This is a genomic window from Trichocoleus sp. ST-U1, from assembly GCF_039961835.1.
In the GTDB taxonomy this organism is placed as follows: domain Bacteria; phylum Cyanobacteriota; class Cyanobacteriia; order Cyanobacteriales; family FACHB-T130; genus FACHB-T130.
Window position 1 is genome coordinate 40,307 of record NZ_JAMPJZ010000036.1, and the last position, 15,934, is coordinate 56,240.

General features: G+C 51.2%; 16 protein-coding genes. 9 read left to right on the plus strand and 7 right to left on the minus strand.

The annotated features are described in order from the left end of the window. The first annotated feature begins 59 nt into the window (after positions 1-59). The gene (locus NDA06_RS14565; RefSeq protein ID WP_190986362.1) at positions 60-1,271 is read left to right on the plus strand and encodes a DUF3747 domain-containing protein; all 1,212 of its coding nucleotides are present in this window, start codon (positions 60-62) and stop codon (positions 1,269-1,271) included. A gap of 169 nt (positions 1,272-1,440) precedes the next feature. Here the strand turns inward: NDA06_RS14565 and NDA06_RS14570 are convergent, their stop codons facing one another. After that, entirely contained in the window at positions 1,441-1,887 is a 447-nt protein-coding gene (locus tag NDA06_RS14570; protein ID WP_190986361.1) for a low molecular weight protein arginine phosphatase, read from the minus strand. A gap of 60 nt (positions 1,888-1,947) precedes the next feature. Next, entirely contained in the window at positions 1,948-2,457 is a 510-nt protein-coding gene (locus tag NDA06_RS14575) for a GNAT family N-acetyltransferase (protein WP_190986360.1), read from the minus strand. 413 nt (positions 2,458-2,870) lie between these two features. Here NDA06_RS14575 and NDA06_RS14580 point away from each other — a divergent pair, with 413 nt between their 5' ends. From NDA06_RS14580 to NDA06_RS14600, 5 genes are all read left to right on the plus strand, one after another. Next, positions 2,871-3,398, plus strand: coding sequence for a 2Fe-2S iron-sulfur cluster-binding protein (locus tag NDA06_RS14580; protein ID WP_199324155.1), 528 nt, complete (start codon positions 2,871-2,873; stop codon positions 3,396-3,398). Between the two features lie 208 nt (positions 3,399-3,606). Beyond that, on the plus strand, positions 3,607-4,593 hold the full coding sequence (locus NDA06_RS14585) for a xanthine dehydrogenase family protein subunit M (protein ID WP_190986358.1): 987 nt from the start codon (positions 3,607-3,609) through the stop codon (positions 4,591-4,593). After that, positions 4,590-6,815: a xanthine dehydrogenase family protein molybdopterin-binding subunit gene (locus NDA06_RS14590; protein ID WP_190986357.1), complete on the plus strand. Its 2,226-nt coding sequence runs from the start codon at positions 4,590-4,592 to the stop codon at positions 6,813-6,815. Before NDA06_RS14585 ends, NDA06_RS14590 begins: the two co-directional genes overlap by 4 nt. A gap of 131 nt (positions 6,816-6,946) precedes the next feature. Continuing rightward, positions 6,947-8,080, plus strand: coding sequence for an XdhC/CoxI family protein (locus tag NDA06_RS14595; protein WP_190986356.1), 1,134 nt, complete (start codon positions 6,947-6,949; stop codon positions 8,078-8,080). Further along, positions 8,077-8,706, plus strand: coding sequence for a nucleotidyltransferase family protein (locus tag NDA06_RS14600; protein WP_190986355.1), 630 nt, complete (start codon positions 8,077-8,079; stop codon positions 8,704-8,706). The genes NDA06_RS14595 and NDA06_RS14600 overlap by 4 nt, the downstream gene beginning before the upstream one ends. A 37-nt stretch (positions 8,707-8,743) precedes the next feature. Here NDA06_RS14600 and NDA06_RS14605 read toward each other — a convergent pair whose 3' ends face one another. Then, positions 8,744-9,217: a GNAT family N-acetyltransferase gene (locus NDA06_RS14605; protein WP_190986354.1), complete on the minus strand. Its 474-nt coding sequence runs from the start codon at positions 9,215-9,217 to the stop codon at positions 8,744-8,746. Between the two features lie 226 nt (positions 9,218-9,443). Between NDA06_RS14605 and NDA06_RS14610 the strand changes: the two genes are divergently transcribed. The 3 genes from NDA06_RS14610 to NDA06_RS14620 all read left to right on the plus strand — a co-directional run bounded on the left by NDA06_RS14610 (position 9,444) and on the right by NDA06_RS14620 (position 12,245). Beyond that, positions 9,444-10,430, plus strand: a complete 987-nt coding sequence (locus NDA06_RS14610; RefSeq protein ID WP_190986353.1) for an aldo/keto reductase — start codon at positions 9,444-9,446, stop codon at positions 10,428-10,430. Between the two features lie 138 nt (positions 10,431-10,568). Beyond that, positions 10,569-11,633: an aldo/keto reductase gene (locus NDA06_RS14615; RefSeq protein WP_190986352.1), complete on the plus strand. Its 1,065-nt coding sequence runs from the start codon at positions 10,569-10,571 to the stop codon at positions 11,631-11,633. Positions 11,634-11,849: 216 nt separating this feature from the next. Continuing rightward, entirely contained in the window at positions 11,850-12,245 is a 396-nt protein-coding gene (locus NDA06_RS14620; RefSeq protein ID WP_190411571.1) for a VOC family protein, read from the plus strand. A 785-nt stretch (positions 12,246-13,030) separates the two neighbouring features. Here the strand turns inward: NDA06_RS14620 and NDA06_RS14625 are convergent. The 4 genes from NDA06_RS14625 to NDA06_RS14640 are packed head-to-tail and all read right to left on the minus strand — an operon-like array spanning position 13,031 to position 15,759. Then, positions 13,031-13,672 carry a response regulator transcription factor gene (locus tag NDA06_RS14625; protein WP_190432572.1) on the minus strand — a complete coding sequence of 214 codons (642 nt, stop codon included), beginning with the start codon at positions 13,670-13,672 and terminating at the stop codon, positions 13,031-13,033. Continuing rightward, positions 13,669-14,598: a trypsin-like peptidase domain-containing protein gene (locus NDA06_RS14630; protein ID WP_190986351.1), complete on the minus strand. Its 930-nt coding sequence runs from the start codon at positions 14,596-14,598 to the stop codon at positions 13,669-13,671. The genes NDA06_RS14625 and NDA06_RS14630 overlap by 4 nt, the downstream gene beginning before the upstream one ends. A gap of 1 nt (position 14,599) precedes the next feature. After that, positions 14,600-15,562: a trypsin-like peptidase domain-containing protein gene (locus NDA06_RS14635; protein ID WP_190986350.1), complete on the minus strand. Its 963-nt coding sequence runs from the start codon at positions 15,560-15,562 to the stop codon at positions 14,600-14,602. Then, positions 15,505-15,759, minus strand: coding sequence for a hypothetical protein (locus NDA06_RS14640; protein ID WP_190411567.1), 255 nt, complete (start codon positions 15,757-15,759; stop codon positions 15,505-15,507). Before NDA06_RS14640 ends, NDA06_RS14635 begins: the two co-directional genes overlap by 58 nt. Between the last annotated feature and the right edge of the window lie 175 nt (positions 15,760-15,934).

Below are 15,934 nucleotides of genomic sequence, written 5' to 3' on the forward strand. Positions count from 1 at the left end.
AATAATATTATCACATAACTAAAGAAAATAAATCTACCCAGCTCCATAACCTCCTCACCATGTCTTTGCCGTCAACCTCCTCCAAGCGTCTATTTGGACGGTCAATTGCCGCCCTAGCCACCGTTGTCCTCTCCACCCTCAATGCCGTCAACCCCAGCCAAGCCGCCGTTTTTGCTCAAAAAGAAGTAGAACAAGGTAAATTTATCGCCGTAGCCGCCCCTTACGGAACGAATAGTCATCAACTGCTGATTCTGGAACAGATATCCGATAAACGGGCGTGTTGGAGTGAAAGTGGCGATCGCCCGGTGGCAATCGATCCGCTGCTACTTAACTTTGACTTCACCGGAATTTGTGGACGCAGTACCGACAGCAACGGCTATTCTATCCGCATGGCGGGGACGGATTTGGGACTGAAGTACAGCTTCAACTTAGTAAAGCGCGACGGCGAACTCGTCCTCGTCGGTACAAACTTTAGCGATCGCACTGTCCCAACCATTGAAATTGGCAGAACCAACGGACTCAGCGATGGTTTTATGAAAATCAATCTCGATCCGGCGTGGCGGTTCGCCAAAAGAACCTACAACGGTAAAACCCTCGGTCACGTCTATCTTGCCAGCGACCAAGCCGCGCCGGGAATCGACCCTGGCGATATCGGAACGCCTCCCGGAAGCTCCACCTTCGGAGATATCGCCTCAGATGTCTACGCAAAAGAAATTGAACAAGCCGTTGCGCTGGGGTTCGTCGCTGGCTTCAAAGAAGACAACACCTTCCGCCCTCAAGTCGCCTTAACCAGAGAGCAACTGGTGTCGATGGTGTTGGAATCTTTAACAAAGCTACCCGGAGCCAATGTCACGATCCCGACTCAAGCTGCATCTCGACCCTATCCTGATGTCGATGCCTCGCGCTGGAGCGCCGCTAAAATTAAATGGGCGCGGGATAACAAAATTGTCAGTGGCTACCAAGACGGCACCTTTAAACCCACTCAACCCGTCACGAGAGCTGAATTGATGGCAGTGCTGCGACGTGCTGCGGAATTTGGTAAAAATATGCGTGGACTTGCCCCAGAATTAGCGATCAAAAACTCAGCGAAAACCTTCTCAGACACCGAGAAACACTGGGCTGCCCCGCTGATTAGTCAAATGTCTTCTTATTGCAATGTCGCCTCCCCAGTCAATGAAGTCGGCAGCAAGTTTGAGCCAAACTCTCCGACTCGCCGTAACTATGCTGCCGCCGCCACTCTGCGGATGCTCAACTGCGTCAAAACTGAGTAATCCTCATCGTTCTTTCGCGTCTAAATAGACTCTCAAGACAATTTTGATAGTTTGTTCTAGACGCGATAAACCCTTGTTTCTACGATCAAGTAACCTTCCGCTTAACCCTGACCGATTAATAGACATCCGGTTATAAAAGCCTTCCCGATTAAAAATCAGCTGATTCTGGTCAGCGCGTAGCCGCTAGCTTCGCTAACAACAGATCCAACTTTTGCTCAATTTCTCCAGCGCACTGTCGATAAGTTGCCAAGTCGCCACCATAGGGATCGGCAATTTCAGCTTGCTCGTGATAGCCAACGTATTTTTTCAAGGTATATACTTTGTCGGCAGCAGCAGAGAATGCATCAGCGATCGCTTTCTTTTGCCCGCCCGTCATTGTCAGCACCAAATCCGCCCAATCGAAGAGCTGGCGATCCAGCCGCTTCGCTTCATGGTAGTAATCGATACCATACTCCTTCAGGACGCGCTGGGTCTGCGGGGATGCAGAATCTCCCTCAAACGCCACGACGCCTGCCGACCGCACCTCCACTTCCATTCCTTGCGCTTTTTGGCGGAATAGCGCTTCTGCCATCGGGCTACGACAGGTATTGCCCGTACACACAAATAAAATCCGCATTTGTGACCCTCTCTTTTCTCTCTCGCTGTGGCTCAGCCAATAAAACTGCTGTAGTTAATTCTACGGAAAAGTGGGTCTATTGATTGCATAAACGCGAACAGTCTTTTCCTGAATAATTGTGTCTTTTTCGTAAGTTAAGCCGACTTTCATTGCGACATTCTGAGACGCGATGTTTCCCGGATGGATTAAGGAAATGAGGCGGTTATAACCCAGCTCAAAACCATAATCCCGAATTGCACTAGCCGCTTCGGTTGCCAAACCCTTTCCCCAGTATTCCTTAGCCAGCATATAAGCAATTTCGACTTCTTCTTGCCCATCCACTCCCTGCGGTATTAATCCACACCGACCAATAAACTGGTTGTCAACCTTGTGAATGGTCGCCCACAAACCGAAGCCGTATTTCTCGTAGCAGCTAAATATCCACTCGATGTGACCCTTCGTTTCTTCAGATGTTCGCGTGTTGGGGAAGAACTTCATCACGACTGGATCGGCAAAAATGGCTGCCAAGTCGTCTACATCATCCCAGGTGAGATGTCGGAGAATTAAGCGCGGTGTTTCAGTTACAATCATCTGATTTTTGGGTGCCTGTTTCACAAAGTTGAGTTCAACTGATATCTTGCACCAATATCTTGCAATCTTGCACCAACCCGATAACCTACCCAGAATTCAAATTCTGGGTGAATAAATCAGGTCTATTGAAATAGACTAAAAACCTTAATATTTCTGATTTTTAGCCCGTTTTAACGAAATTAAAGTTATCAGCAAAAAAAATGCTTTCCTTGCGTCTCATTAAACTTCAGTTCTCATGCCGAGAAATGTAAAACGCACTATCTTTGTTATTAGACCTATTTTGACACCGCAAAATGAGGCTGAGGATAACACGGCGACGGTTCGGTATGCTAACGATCGCAAGTACCTTGGTCGTTGCTAAGGATGCAATTGCATCCCGCATCGCGAATGCAAACCTTACAAAAAATATTTTTATGCAAACAAGCCCTAAGACTTCCACCGCAGTCGCGAAAACCCTGGAGCCTGGTACTATTGACGTGACGCTGCGGATCAATGGTAAATCGCACACTTTGCAAATAGAACCGCGCGTGACGCTACTGGACGCACTGCGCGAACGCATCGGTCTGACAGGCACCAAGAAGGGTTGCGATCGCGGACAATGCGGTGCGTGTACTGTGTTGGTCGATGGACGGCGCATCAACTCGTGCCTGACCTTGGCGGTGATGCAGGAGGGTGCGGAAATTACAACGATTGAAGGTTTAGCTCGTGGCGATGAACTGCATCCCATGCAGGCGGCTTTCATTAAGCATGACGGCTTTCAGTGTGGATATTGTACGCCCGGTCAGATCGTGTCTGCGGTGGGTCTATTGGCAGAAGGTTGCCCGACATCCGATGAGGGAATTCGGGAGTGCATGAGCGGCAATCTCTGTCGCTGTGGTGCCTATCCTGGCATTGTTGCCGCTGTGCGCGAAGTTCATCAGACGCAGACTAGCAATGGGTAGTCGGGACGCATGAGCAATTCCGTCGTTTCACCAATCAATTGCATACCCGCTCCGCCCTGAAATAATCGGGCTAATCGCTAAAGTTAGCTAAAGCTAACTGGATATGGATTTCAACGGGTTGAAATGGGTTTGAGCGGTGAAGCCGGAAATTTATTTCATGGCTCTTAAGTCAGTGCCATTCAACTTAAACCCATGCACAGGAGTCTTCATGAAACCTTTTAGTTATGTGCGTGCTACTGAAAAAGGCGCAGCCATTCAGACAGTTGCGGGGGATCGGGCAGCGAAATTCATCGCAGGCGGCACTAATTTAATCGACTTGATGAAAGGAGGAGTAGCGCAGCCTGACCAACTGGTGGACATCACCCGGCTACCCTTGGCAGACGTGACGGCAATCTCGAATGGCTTACGCATCGGGGCGATGGCACGCAACAGCGACGTGGCAAATAATCGGTTGGTGCGCGATCGCTATCCGTTACTTTCTCAAGCGTTACTCGCTGGCGCGTCACCGCAACTGCGGAATATGGCAACCATCGGCGGCAACTTGATGCAAAGAACCCGCTGCTACTACTTCAACGATTCGACGATGCCGTGCAACAAGCGCGAACCCGGTTCCGGTTGTTCGGCGATTGAAGGGTACAACCGCATTCACGCGATTTTCGGTGCAAGCGAACAGTGCATTGCAACGCATCCTTCGGATATGTGCGTGGCGCTGGCAGCCCTTGATGCCGTAGTGCGTGTTGAGGGGCCGAACGGAGAGCGACAAATCCCCATCAGTGACTTTCACCGCTTACCGGAAGATACGCCCCAAATCGATACGGTGCTTCAACATGACGAACTAATCGTTGCGGTTGATTTGCCAAATTCACCCTTTGCCGCGCGATCGCACTATTTAAAAGTACGCGATCGCGCCAGTTATGCTTTTGCCCTGGTTTCCGTCGCCGCCGCCCTCGATATTGATAATGGCACCATCAAAGCGGCACGAGTCGCAATGGGGGGCGTCGCACATAAGCCGTGGCGGGCGGTTGAGGCGGAGAAAATTCTGGTTGGTGCAAAAGCGAACGAGCAAACCTTTGCAGCAGCAGCAGAGGCAACAGTTCGGGAAGCCCAACCCCAAAAATACAACCGATTCAAAGTTGAAATGGCAAAACGAGCGATCGCGCGGGCACTCACAAAAGCAGCAGGAGGCACCGTATGAGTCAATCTGATAATGCAACCAACCAAGCTGTGGGCAAGCCGATAAATCGGGTGGATGGACGCCTGAAGGTGACGGGCGGTGCCCGCTACTCGGCGGAAATCCCCTTAGAAAATCTCGCCTATGCTGTCACTATCGGCAGCGCGATCGCCCGTGGGCGGATTAAGAGCATCGACACCCGTGCAGCAGAACAGTCCCCCGGTGTACTGGGCATCCTGACGCACCTCAACCCGCCCAAACTCCTTCCAGTCGCAACCTTGTTCGGGGGTGGGGCTGCCGCCGAAAACCGGCTGGTGCTGCAAGAAGCGGTTGTACATCACATCGGTCAGCACATCGGCGTTGCGATCGCCGACACCCTAGAAAACGCCACCCACGCCGCATCCCTCGTCCGCATCGATTACGAAGCCGAAACGCCAGTAGTGGAGATGGAAAAGGCACAGGCATTCGCGCCGAAGTCCGTGTTTGGCAAACCGCCAGAGACGATACGCGGCAATCCGGCGCAAGCGTTAGCCGATGCTGAGGTGCGGATTGAAGAAACTTACCGGACGCCCACCGAACACCACAACCCGATGGAGACGCACGCGACAACTGCCGTGTGGGAGGGCGATCGCCTCACCATTTACGACGCAACGCAGTATAACTTCGGCGTGCGTCAGGCAATGGCGACGACGTTTGGCATCCCCGAAGAGAACGTGCGCGTCGTGTGTCAATTCATCGGCGGCGCGTTTGGCGGCAAAGGTTTGGTTTGGCCTCACGTAACGCTGGCAGCGATCGCTGCCCGTCAGGTAAGTCGTCCCGTGAAATTAGTTTTAACCCGCGAACAAATGTTCACCACGGTCGGGCACCGGGCGGAAACCGAGCAACAAGTCGCACTGGGCGCAACCCGCGACGGTCGCCTCACCGCGATCGCCCATCGGGGCATTTCTCATACTTCAACGTTCGAGGAATTCCTCGAACCGTACACGGTGGGCACACACATGATGTATGCCACTCCCAACTTGCAAGCAAAGCAAAGTCTCGTCCGTCTCAACAAGGGAACGCCGACCTTTATGCGTGCCCCCGGCGAAACTCCGGGGATGTACGCCCTGGAATCGGCAATGGACGAACTCGCTTATGCCGTGAAACTTGACCCAATTGAGTTGCGCCTCCGCAATCATGCAGACATAGATCCCAGCAATAACCTGCCTTGGTCGAGCAAGTCCCTCAAAGAATGTTACCAACTCGGCGCAGAAAAATTTGGCTGGTCGCGGCGCACTCCCGAACCGGGTTCGATGCGGGACGGTCGTTACCTAATCGGGATGGGCATGGCAAGCGCCACGTACCCCGTAAACCATTTTCCCGCTAGCGCGAGAGTCCGCATCCTGCAAGACGGCACCGCCTTAGTGCAGAGTGGTTCTCAAGAGATGGGGACAGGTACGGCGACGGTGATGGCGCAAGTCGCCGCTGACGCCCTTGGGTTGCCGGTTGAGCGAGTGCGATTTGAACTGGGAGATACCCAGTTGCCCCGTGCGCCGATATCGGGCGGATCGGCGACGATGGGAAGCGTGGGGACTGCTGTGCATGAAGCGGCGCAAGCAGCCCGTAGGAAGGTACTGGAATTAGCACGCACGGATGCTAGTTCGCCGCTTTACAACGTCCCGGAAACGGACATAGCGATTGAGGGCGGACGCCTGTTTCGCAAGAGCGATCGCAACCAGGGCGAAACTTACCAAGCAGTGCTGACGCGCCAAAATTTGCCGCAAGTCGAAGAAAGCTTTGATGCCAAGTTTAACCGCGCCGAGAAGAAGTATTCCATGCACTCCTTCGGCGCTCAATTTGCCGAAGTGCGCGTCGATCCTGACTTTGGCGAAGTGCGCGTAACCCGCTTTGTGGGAGCCTTTGGGGTGGGACAGGTAATCAACCTCAAAACAGCGCGATCGCAAATGATTGGCGGTATCGTCATGGGACTAGGTATGGCACTACTAGAAGAAACGGTGACAGACTCCCGTACCGGACGCATCGTCAACGCCAACCTGGGTGAGTACCACGTACCCGTCAACGCAGACATCCCCGCAATTGAGTCGTACTTCGTTGAAGAAATCGACCCGCACATTAACCCGATTGGAGCTAAAGGCGCGGGCGAAATCGGCATCACTGGCGTCGCAGCGGCGGTGGCAAACGCTGTCTATCACGCCACCGGGAAGCGCATCCGCGACCTCCCGATTACGCCGGATAAGTTGCTGTAATCTGTCTTAGCACCTAACCCCCCATCCCCTTCTCTATTAGGGAAGGGGAGCCATATTCAAAGTCCCTCTCCGAGTCGGAGAGGGGTTTGGGGAGAGGTCAATCCGTATTGGCTCAAACTGCAAAGCGCTCTATGAAAGAATTACAGGAGATTGTTGCCGCATTTGCAAAAGCCAAAAATTGCGGCAAGACAGTAGCGATCGCCACCATAGTCAAAGTTAGTGGGTCTACCTACCGGCGACCGGGCGCTCGAATGCTGATAACGCTAGAGGGTCAGAGAATCGGCTCAATTAGCGGCGGCTGTCTGGAGAATGACGTTTTTGAACGCGCTCAACAGGTCATCGCGTCTGGTCAACCCATGTTGGTGAACTACGATACGACCTCCGACAATGACATCGTCTGGGGTCTGGGACTCGGTTGCAAGGGAATGGTACAGGTGTTGATTGAACGCCTAATTCCAGAGAACGAGTTAAGTCCGATGACCTTTCTGGGAGAGTGTCTGCATCAGCGGCAGGTAGGAGTTCTAGCAACGATATTTCACATTGAAGGTCAAATCAAGGCACAAGTCGGAACCCATTTAATGCTGCATCAAGATGGCACAATTTTCAGTAACCTCGAAGATGCAGATTTGAGTGCAGACATACTCGAAGATGCCCGTGAAGTGCTTGATAAAAATTGCTCGCTTTTTAAAGCGTATCCCTTACTGGGAGGGAAAGCCGAAGTTTTTATCGAAGCGATTCAGCCACCTGTCTCGCTGGTCATTTTTGGAGCAGGTGACGATGCTATCCCGGTTGTACGCTTGGCGAAAGAATTGGGATGGTGCGTAACAGTCGTTGATAGCCGACCTGCCAATGCAAAATCAGACCGATTTCCCAGCGCCGATGAAGTGATTTTGTCTCGCCCAGAAATCGTCAATGAAACCCTAGAAATCGATAAGCGCACAGTAGCTGTCGTGATGACTCATAACTATCTGCACGACCTAGAAATCCTGAAAACTCTTTTACCTTCTCCCGTGCAATATTTAGGCATTCTTGGCCCCAAGAGAAGAACCGAACAGTTACTTCTTGAGCTAAAAGAACAGGGAATTCAGCTTACAGAAGCCCAACTTCACCGCTTGCATGGTCCTGTTGGACTGGATATTGGCGCTGATACACCGGAAGCGATCGCACTCTCAATTGTGGCGGAAATTCAAGCGGTTCTCGCCAATCGTTCGGGCGGGTTATTAAGAAAGCGCCAGGAACCAATCCACAACCGGAGTACCGGATGAATGCGCCTGTCGTCGGTTTGATAATTCTGGCAGCAGGAGCATCTACTCGCATGGGGACGCCAAAACAACTGCTGTTGTATCAAGGACGCAGCTTCCTCCGCCATACCGCAGAAATTGCGATCGCTTCCCGCTGTCAACCCATCGTCGTCGTTCTGGGAGCGAATGTGGAACAAATTAAGCCGGAACTCAGCGAGTTACCCATCCAAATTGTCGAAAACCCACAGTGGGCGGAGGGGATGAGTTCTTCGATTCGGGTGGGTATTGAAGCGCTGAGTAATTTAAATCAGAACATAGACGCCGTTGCGATCGCTCTTTGCGACCAGCCTTTCATTTCTTCCCCACTACTCAATCAAATCGTGGAAGCCTATCAGGTGACGCGCCGACCGATTATTGCTTCAGAGTATGCAGGAAGCTTGGGCGTACCCGCTTTGTTCAGCCGCACCTTGTTTTCAGAACTCATGAGCCTAAAAACGACCGAAGGTGCAAAACAAATCATTAAAAAATATTCCGCCGAAGTCTTTCGCATCTCCTTCCCGGAGGGTGCTATCGACATTGATACGCCAAAAGATTATCAAAAATTTCAAGCGATCGCTGATGAGTCTCTACAAAGCAGGACTGGTATTTAGCAAATATCAAAATGAAAGATAATGCAATTTTTACTTCTTAAAGCATTTTCTCCATGAACACAGTACAAGGACTCGTATTGTATCGCTCAATAAAATAGAATCCGAGCCGCTGATAAAGCTCCAGAGCTTGTGCTTGTTTTTGCTCATCAATCGTATCCAGCCTGACTTTCTTATAACCTGTAATTCTGGCAAAATCTAAGAGCATCTGAGCCATTTTCGTCCCCAACCCGCGTCCTCGATAATCTTTAAGAAACCACATTCTCTTTAGTTCGCAGATGTCGTCGCTCAAACGCCGAATTGCGCCGCTACCAACAACCCGCTCCTCATCAATCAGCACCAAAAATGTGCCCTTATTGTCGAAGTAGTGCGATTGCACGTCATCTATATCAGACATGGCATCGTAATGCCTAATCACTTCTTCAGGAAGCTGCCATATTTCGTTGCAAACCGCGATGATTACGCGCTTGAGTTCTTCAACTTGGTGTGATTGTATCGGTTTGATTTCTATCATCTGTTTTTCTGCTGTTGCGTATAAACGGGACAGATTATAAGTTTGAGATCCTTAAAGTCGATGTGCAACTGCTGAGTCAAGCCCCACCAAGTGTGAAAGCGGAAACCAGATTGCCAGTTAGGAAAAATGTCTATCTTAAGACGTATCCCCAGGCAAGTGACAAAACATCGTTCCCTGCGTAGACTGAGCGCAAGTCAATCAGGCAAACTTCAACAAGAAATTAGCGATGAAGATACGACAGTTAGGACAAAGCGATCTCACCGTCTCGGCAATCGGCTTGGGTTGCATGGGAATGTCAGATTTTTACAGCGACCGCGATGATACTGAATCAATTGCCACCATTCATCGGGCGCTGGAGTTGGGGCTAAATTTTCTCGACACGGCTGATATGTATGGGCCATTCAAGAACGAAGAATTGGTCGGACAAGCGATAAGAGATCGCCGCGACTCTGTGGTTCTCGCTACTAAATTCGGCATCGTTCGCAGCGAAGACCCTAACGTTCGCGGTATCAATGGCAAACCGGAGTATGTTCGTTCTGCCTGCGAAGCGAGTTTGCGTCGTCTGGGTGTAGAGACGATTGACCTCTACTACCAGCATCGAGTTGACCCCAATACTCCCATCGAAGAAACCGTCGGTGCGATGGCGCAACTGGTTCAAGAAGGCAAAGTCAGATATTTAGGACTCTCGGAAGCCGGATCGGAAACCTTGCGTCGTGCTTGCTCCGTACATCAAATTACCGCATTGCAGAGCGAGTATTCCCTGTGGAGCCGCGATCCAGAAGACGATATTCTTGCCACCTGTCGAGAGCTTAACATTGGCTTTGTTGCCTATAGCCCGCTCGGACGGGGCTTTTTGACCGGGCAGATCAAAAGCTTTGATGACTTGGCTGCTGATGATTACCGCCGCAACTCACCGCGTTTTCAGGGCGAGAACTTTCAGAAAAATCTGGAACTGGTACAACGGATTGGCGAAATTGCCCAAGAAAAAGGGTGCCGACCAGCGCAGCTGGCTCTTGCTTGGGTGCTGGCGCAGGGTGAAGACATCGTTCCCATTCCCGGAACTAAGCGACGACAATATTTGGAAGAAAATACCGCTGCGCTGGAAGTGAATCTGACACCAGAAGATTTGCAGCGCATCGACGAAGTGGCACCTAAGGGCGTTGCTAGCGGCGGACGTTATCCGGAATCGATGATGAGCATGGTAAACCGCTGACATTTTTGAGCGACGGTTTCTGCTACAAAGATGCTTGTGACAGGTCAAAGTTACTGCGTGTAATCCTGAAGGCGGTTAATTCCTCGCAATCAGATTTTTTATTCGCGCTAAAACTCCCTTCGTTCTACGAGGAAAACCATGAGATACAAGCTACTAGGAAAGAGTGGATTAAGAGTTTCCGAACTCTGCCTTGGCACAATGACTTTTGGTGAAGACTGGGGCTGGGGCGCATCCAAAGATGAAAGCCGCCAAATCTTTGATGCCTTTGTGGAAGCAGGCGGTAACTTTATTGACACTGCCAACGGCTACACAGAGGGCACCAGCGAGAAAATGGTTGGTGAGTTCATTGCCTCAGAACGGGAACGCTTTGTCGTTGCTACCAAATACTCATTTCCCTTGCACATGAGCGATCGCAAGGGCAATCCCAATGGCAGTGGCAACCATCGCAAGAACATGATGCAGTCGCTAGAAGGCAGTCTGAAACGCCTGAAAACTGACTACATTGACATATACTGGCTGCACGCTTGGGACTTTATGACGCCTGTAGAGGAAGTGATGCGTGCCTTCGATGACATGGTACGTTCTGGCAAGGTTCTCTACATTGGCATTTCTGACGCACCCGCCTGGATTATTTCCCAAGCAAACACGCTGGCGCAGTGTTACGGCTGGACGCCGTTTGTAGCGCTGCAAGTCGAGTACAGTTTGATTCAGCGGACGCCGGAACGGGACTTGTTACCGATGGCAAAGGCTTTCGACTTGGCAATTACGCCGTGGTCGCCCTTGGGTGGCGGTGTGCTAACGGGCAAGTACAATCAGCGCACCCAGAGCAACAATAGCGAACAGGGGGGCGAACAGGGGCGAATCGGAACGATAGGGGGGAATATTTCTGAGCGGAATTTAGCGATCGCTGACGTTGTGTGTCAAGTTGCCGAAGAAATTGGACACACGCCTTCACAGGTGGCGCTGGCTTGGCTAAGCGCTCAAAGCAGCGTCATCATCCCGATTATCGGTTCTCGGAAGGTCAGCCAGATCGAAGATAATCTGGCTTGCCTAGATGTCCATCTGACGCCAGAGCATTTGCAACGCCTCAATGAGGTGAGTCAGATCGATCTGGGCTTCCCCCATGACTTCCTGAGTAATGACACGATCCGCGATCGCCTTTATGGCGGCACATTCAACTTAATCGACAATCATCGCAGCTGAAACCAGGGTAAGGAATAAATCAATAAACCCATGCTATTTCCTGATAATTTCCAATGGCGATCTAATTCACCTTGCAGAATTTACGCTAAAGCCAGAGAATCAGGAATGCTTGGGGGAATTGGAGCGAGAATCTGTAATGTTAAGGTTGCAAAATCCAGAACGAAATGATTTTAAATCTCCCACAAAAATGTATCGCTTAAATAAGGTGAAGTTGCCATGAAAGTTAAATCTGCATATACAAGGCTTCTGGTTACTGATATTGAAGCTTGCTTTCTGTTCTACCGAGATGTAATGCAATTCAAGGTAAATGTAGAAGATTTCACGAGCGGATATGCTGAATTTGAAGCGGGAGATATGAAGCTGGCTTTATTCAGGCGCAAGGAAATGGCAGAGATGATAGGCAACGATCAGAAGCCCTCCAGTGCCGAATGTCAAGACAAAGTTGTATTAATTTTCACAGTACCTAACTTGGACGAAGCCTATCACGAATTAAGACATAAAGACATCGAATTTACTACAGATCCGATGACCAACCCATACTATGGAATGAAGACAGCCTATCTTCGAGATCCTGATGGAAATCTTATCGGTTTATATCAATTTTTAGACTGATATAAAAGAGCCAGTCTGGTTAGCGATTCCTACGCTAATGATTGTGCGATCGCTATTTGCATTTTGGGCCTGCCGTCAGCATTACAAAAAAAGCGCTGCCCCTGGATAGCAGTTTATCTCAGCGTTCGGAAACCAAAGGCAAACCAAATTCCGCATCCCTCTTAGGTGCGGCTTGCTGACGGACACAGTGCCTTCGATACCTTTAAAGAACTCCTGACACAAGGCGGTGCAGGTTTAATCGAACCCATGTGAAATGAGCCAATATCCTGGCGTGCTACCGATCCGAGAAGAGGGCTTTCCAGCGAATAATGTAGCTGAAGAGAGAAGATCGCAACTTTAATCTGGCGAACTGACTTTTTCCGCCCTTGTTGTCCCAGCGCTAACTATCGGTCTCCAAACCACCATTGCTCCCCTAAATCGAAATATAAAATTACAGTTTTCCATGTTCCGAAATCTGTAAATTGTTCCACAATTAAGGGAACCTCTATTAAGGAATTGTTATGGGCAAGGAAAAGGAAAAGGGTGGCAAAGAAGCCAAAAAGCCTAAAAAGGAATCTGACGGCACTAAGAAGCAGAAGAAAGATCCGAATAGACATGACGGACCACCAGGAGGGAAGTAAACCGAGCTAGACGAGTTCCGTCTTCATATGACCCGCCCCACTTGTAGGATACGGTTGGCATCCCGATCTAACCTCTCCCTAGCCCCTTCCCTAGCAGGGAAAGGGGCTAGGAAATTCGATTTGCCAAGCATGGCGTTTTAAGTTGATAGCCACGACCTCATTTGCTTACAACATAATCAAACCCAACCTCGCACCCAGAGTCACCGCCTCAGTTCGGCTGGAAGCGTTGAGCTTTTGAAAGATTGATGATACGTGAAACTTGACGGTATGCTCAGAAATGCTCAACTGCTTGGCAATGTTCTTGTTCCCCATTCCCAGCGCCAGCATCCCTAAGACCTCGATCTCCCGTGGTGTCAGCGCCTGAATCGGGGAAGCAGGGAGTCGGCGTGCGGAGGACTCTTTGAGAGGCAGCAGAGAATCCATAAAGTCTGGATGCAGCACCATCAGCCCCAGCGCTGCTGTCACCACAGTTGCGACAATTTCCTCAGCCGTTGCCGTTCGCGGTAAGATTGCCCGCACGCCGACTTGCAAAACCGACTCTAGCCAAGTGCTGTGGGGGTTGTTCGCTAAGATGACAAGTGCCGGAGATTCTGCACCAAGCGCGAGTAATTTCTCTTCAGCCGGATCGTCATCTGAGAAGGAATAATCCAGCAACACCACATCGGGTTGTCGTTCCTCAAGCAGCTGCACCAGAGTGTCTGTGCTAGAGGAACTACCGACGATTTCCAGCAACTCAGAGGTGCGGATGATGCTCTCCAACCCCGCACGCACGATGGGATTTTCGGCTGTCACCACGACCGAAATCACGCTGACTTCACCTCTGGAAAGGTTGGTTCGATAGTGTCTTGAGGAGCAGATGCGATCGCGTAGCAGCGTCTCCCAGAACGCAGAAATTCCAACATCAGGGGCTTCCCCGGTTCGGCATACTTGAGAATGCTGAGCAGATCCTCAGGAGTATGAAAAGATTCACCGCCCACGGCTATTAGCACGTCGCCCATTTGAAGACTCACCGAGGTAGCTAAACTCCCCGGAGCAACTTCCAACACCAATAAGCCTAAAACGCGCTGATTTTCTAAACGAAACAGCACGGGACGGAGAGTGACACCCAGAGAGAGTGGGCGATCGCGTTTGAGAAATCGTTCTACTCTCTTACTGGGGATTGCCAACGCTAAACCATTGGCAATCATCGTGTTAATTGCGATCGCTCGCCCCCGTGCATCGGCAAGCAAACCCCCAGAATTTCCGGGTGCTAGCCGAATATCAGCCTTCACCCATCTTTGAGTGCTGAAGTCTTCGGTGGCGTCAGTCGCGTGGATAATTCCCGTGGTGAGTGCGCCGACTAGACCCAGAGGATTTCCCACTGCCAGCACCAGTTCGCCCACGCGGAGAGCCTTGGAGTCGCCCACCGTGACGGCTGGCAGGTCAGTTGCCTCAACCTGGAGTGCCGCTAAATCCTGCCGGGAGTCGATATCAGTGCGGATAGCCTCAATGACTCGTCCATCCCAAAGTTCCACAATTGCCCGGTCGAAAGGGGCGACATGAGCGTTAGTGATAATCAAACCTTGAGAATTCCAGATTGTACCCGATCCGCCACCCCCGCCCCTGCTGCGGACTTGTACGGTACAACGGCGTAGTTGTTCGGCGATTTGCGACAACTCCAGGGCAATCTCTGCACTTGCACCTGTATTTTCTATGGTTGCGATCGCGAAGCGCTGACTTGTCAAGTTCACCATCTTAATCCTCCCTCGCCGGTCGTTCGCCAACGGTGAGTGTGACTTCAAGAGGCGCACCCCCCCGAATCATCTGCACTTTCAGGCTTTTTCCGACGCTTTCCGTGCCCAACATCGCCTGCACGTTCTCCGTGTCGCTGACCGGATTGCCATCGATTGCGACTAACACATCGCCAATCAGCACCCCAGCTTTATCCGCAGGGCCATTCGGCTCAACGTTGACAACAATCACCCCACCATTGGAAGCCAGAGAAAGCGCCCTCTTCAGCGTATCCGGCAAGCGAACCGGCTGCATTCCCAAACCCAGGTAGCCTCGTGCAATCCGTCCTTTTGAAAGCAACTGATTGACCACCCGGTTCACCGTAGACGCGGGAATGGTTAAAGCCATATTGCGAGGCCCGGAGGTGTTCATGCCTGCAACTTTACCGGCTGCATCGACCATCGGCCCGCCGGAGAATCCGGAGTAGAGGGTTAAATCAAGACGCACAAATCGATCGATCGAACCACCGCTCATACTACGCCAAGCATCCCCAATCGCGCTCACCACACCCATAGAGGCACTCACGCCGTTCTCAGTCCCGCGTCCGAGTGCAAGTGCTAGATGACCGACCTTTAGGGTTGCCGCATCGCCAATTTCCGCCACCGGGAATTCGATGTTTTCTAGCTTCAGGACAGCGACATCGGTGCTAGCGTCACGCCCCAGGATGGTAACGGGGACTGTCCGACCATCGGGTAAGGTGACGGTGATTTCCTCTTCGCGCTTGATGGTTTCGTCAGAGGTGACGATGATACCGGGTCGCCAGTGGATACCGCTTGAGGAGGAATTCCGCCTTAGCCATCCTCTTCTCCCGTGGGAGGTTCGCCCATTGACTGCAACAACTGAGGCACCGACTCGCTCAACAGTATCGGCTAAATTGTTGGACAGAGCCAGCAAGGTGCTGGATATCTCCGATGAAGATAAAGACATTCCATTTCTCCCATGCGATCGCTTTTACGGGACAGCTGCCAATCCGGTTCGGTAAACTCCCTCAACCCCTCTCCATCTCTCCCTAACCCTCCTCGCGGGGGTAGAGAAGCGGGTTCGGGGGTGAGGTCTGCCCGATCTAAACCGGATTGCCACTTCCTCCTGCTGATATCGTGCCGTTTTGAAGAGACGGGCGGCATCAGAGAAATGGGGAGAACTCACCCTAGAAAAATGGCTAGGGTTCCATGTATTCCTAATTACAAGTTAACTTTATGGGGGCTAACCCCTCTGGCAGAACTTCACCCGCCACGAAGGTAGTTCTTAAGAACGAGGTAAGCTGAGAGCGGTTTCTCCAACATAGACAGCAGGCAGGTC

Coding starts and splice junctions, on each gene's coding strand:
- NDA06_RS14565 (WP_190986362.1), top strand. CDS start 60: ATGTCTTTGCCGTCAACCTCCTCCAAGCGTCTATTTGGACGGTCAATT.
- NDA06_RS14570 (WP_190986361.1), bottom strand. CDS start 1,887: ATGCGGATTTTATTTGTGTGTACGGGCAATACCTGTCGTAGCCCGATG.
- NDA06_RS14575 (WP_190986360.1), bottom strand. CDS start 2,457: ATGATTGTAACTGAAACACCGCGCTTAATTCTCCGACATCTCACCTGG.
- NDA06_RS14580 (WP_199324155.1), top strand. CDS start 2,871: ATGCAAACAAGCCCTAAGACTTCCACCGCAGTCGCGAAAACCCTGGAG.
- NDA06_RS14585 (WP_190986358.1), top strand. CDS start 3,607: ATGAAACCTTTTAGTTATGTGCGTGCTACTGAAAAAGGCGCAGCCATT.
- NDA06_RS14590 (WP_190986357.1), top strand. CDS start 4,590: ATGAGTCAATCTGATAATGCAACCAACCAAGCTGTGGGCAAGCCGATA.
- NDA06_RS14595 (WP_190986356.1), top strand. CDS start 6,947: ATGAAAGAATTACAGGAGATTGTTGCCGCATTTGCAAAAGCCAAAAAT.
- NDA06_RS14600 (WP_190986355.1), top strand. CDS start 8,077: ATGAATGCGCCTGTCGTCGGTTTGATAATTCTGGCAGCAGGAGCATCT.
- NDA06_RS14605 (WP_190986354.1), bottom strand. CDS start 9,217: ATGATAGAAATCAAACCGATACAATCACACCAAGTTGAAGAACTCAAG.
- NDA06_RS14610 (WP_190986353.1), top strand. CDS start 9,444: ATGAAGATACGACAGTTAGGACAAAGCGATCTCACCGTCTCGGCAATC.
- NDA06_RS14615 (WP_190986352.1), top strand. CDS start 10,569: ATGAGATACAAGCTACTAGGAAAGAGTGGATTAAGAGTTTCCGAACTC.
- NDA06_RS14620 (WP_190411571.1), top strand. CDS start 11,850: ATGAAAGTTAAATCTGCATATACAAGGCTTCTGGTTACTGATATTGAA.
- NDA06_RS14630 (WP_190986351.1), bottom strand. CDS start 14,598: ATGGTGAACTTGACAAGTCAGCGCTTCGCGATCGCAACCATAGAAAAT.
- NDA06_RS14635 (WP_190986350.1), bottom strand. CDS start 15,562: ATGTCTTTATCTTCATCGGAGATATCCAGCACCTTGCTGGCTCTGTCC.
- NDA06_RS14640 (WP_190411567.1), bottom strand. CDS start 15,759: ATGCCGCCCGTCTCTTCAAAACGGCACGATATCAGCAGGAGGAAGTGG.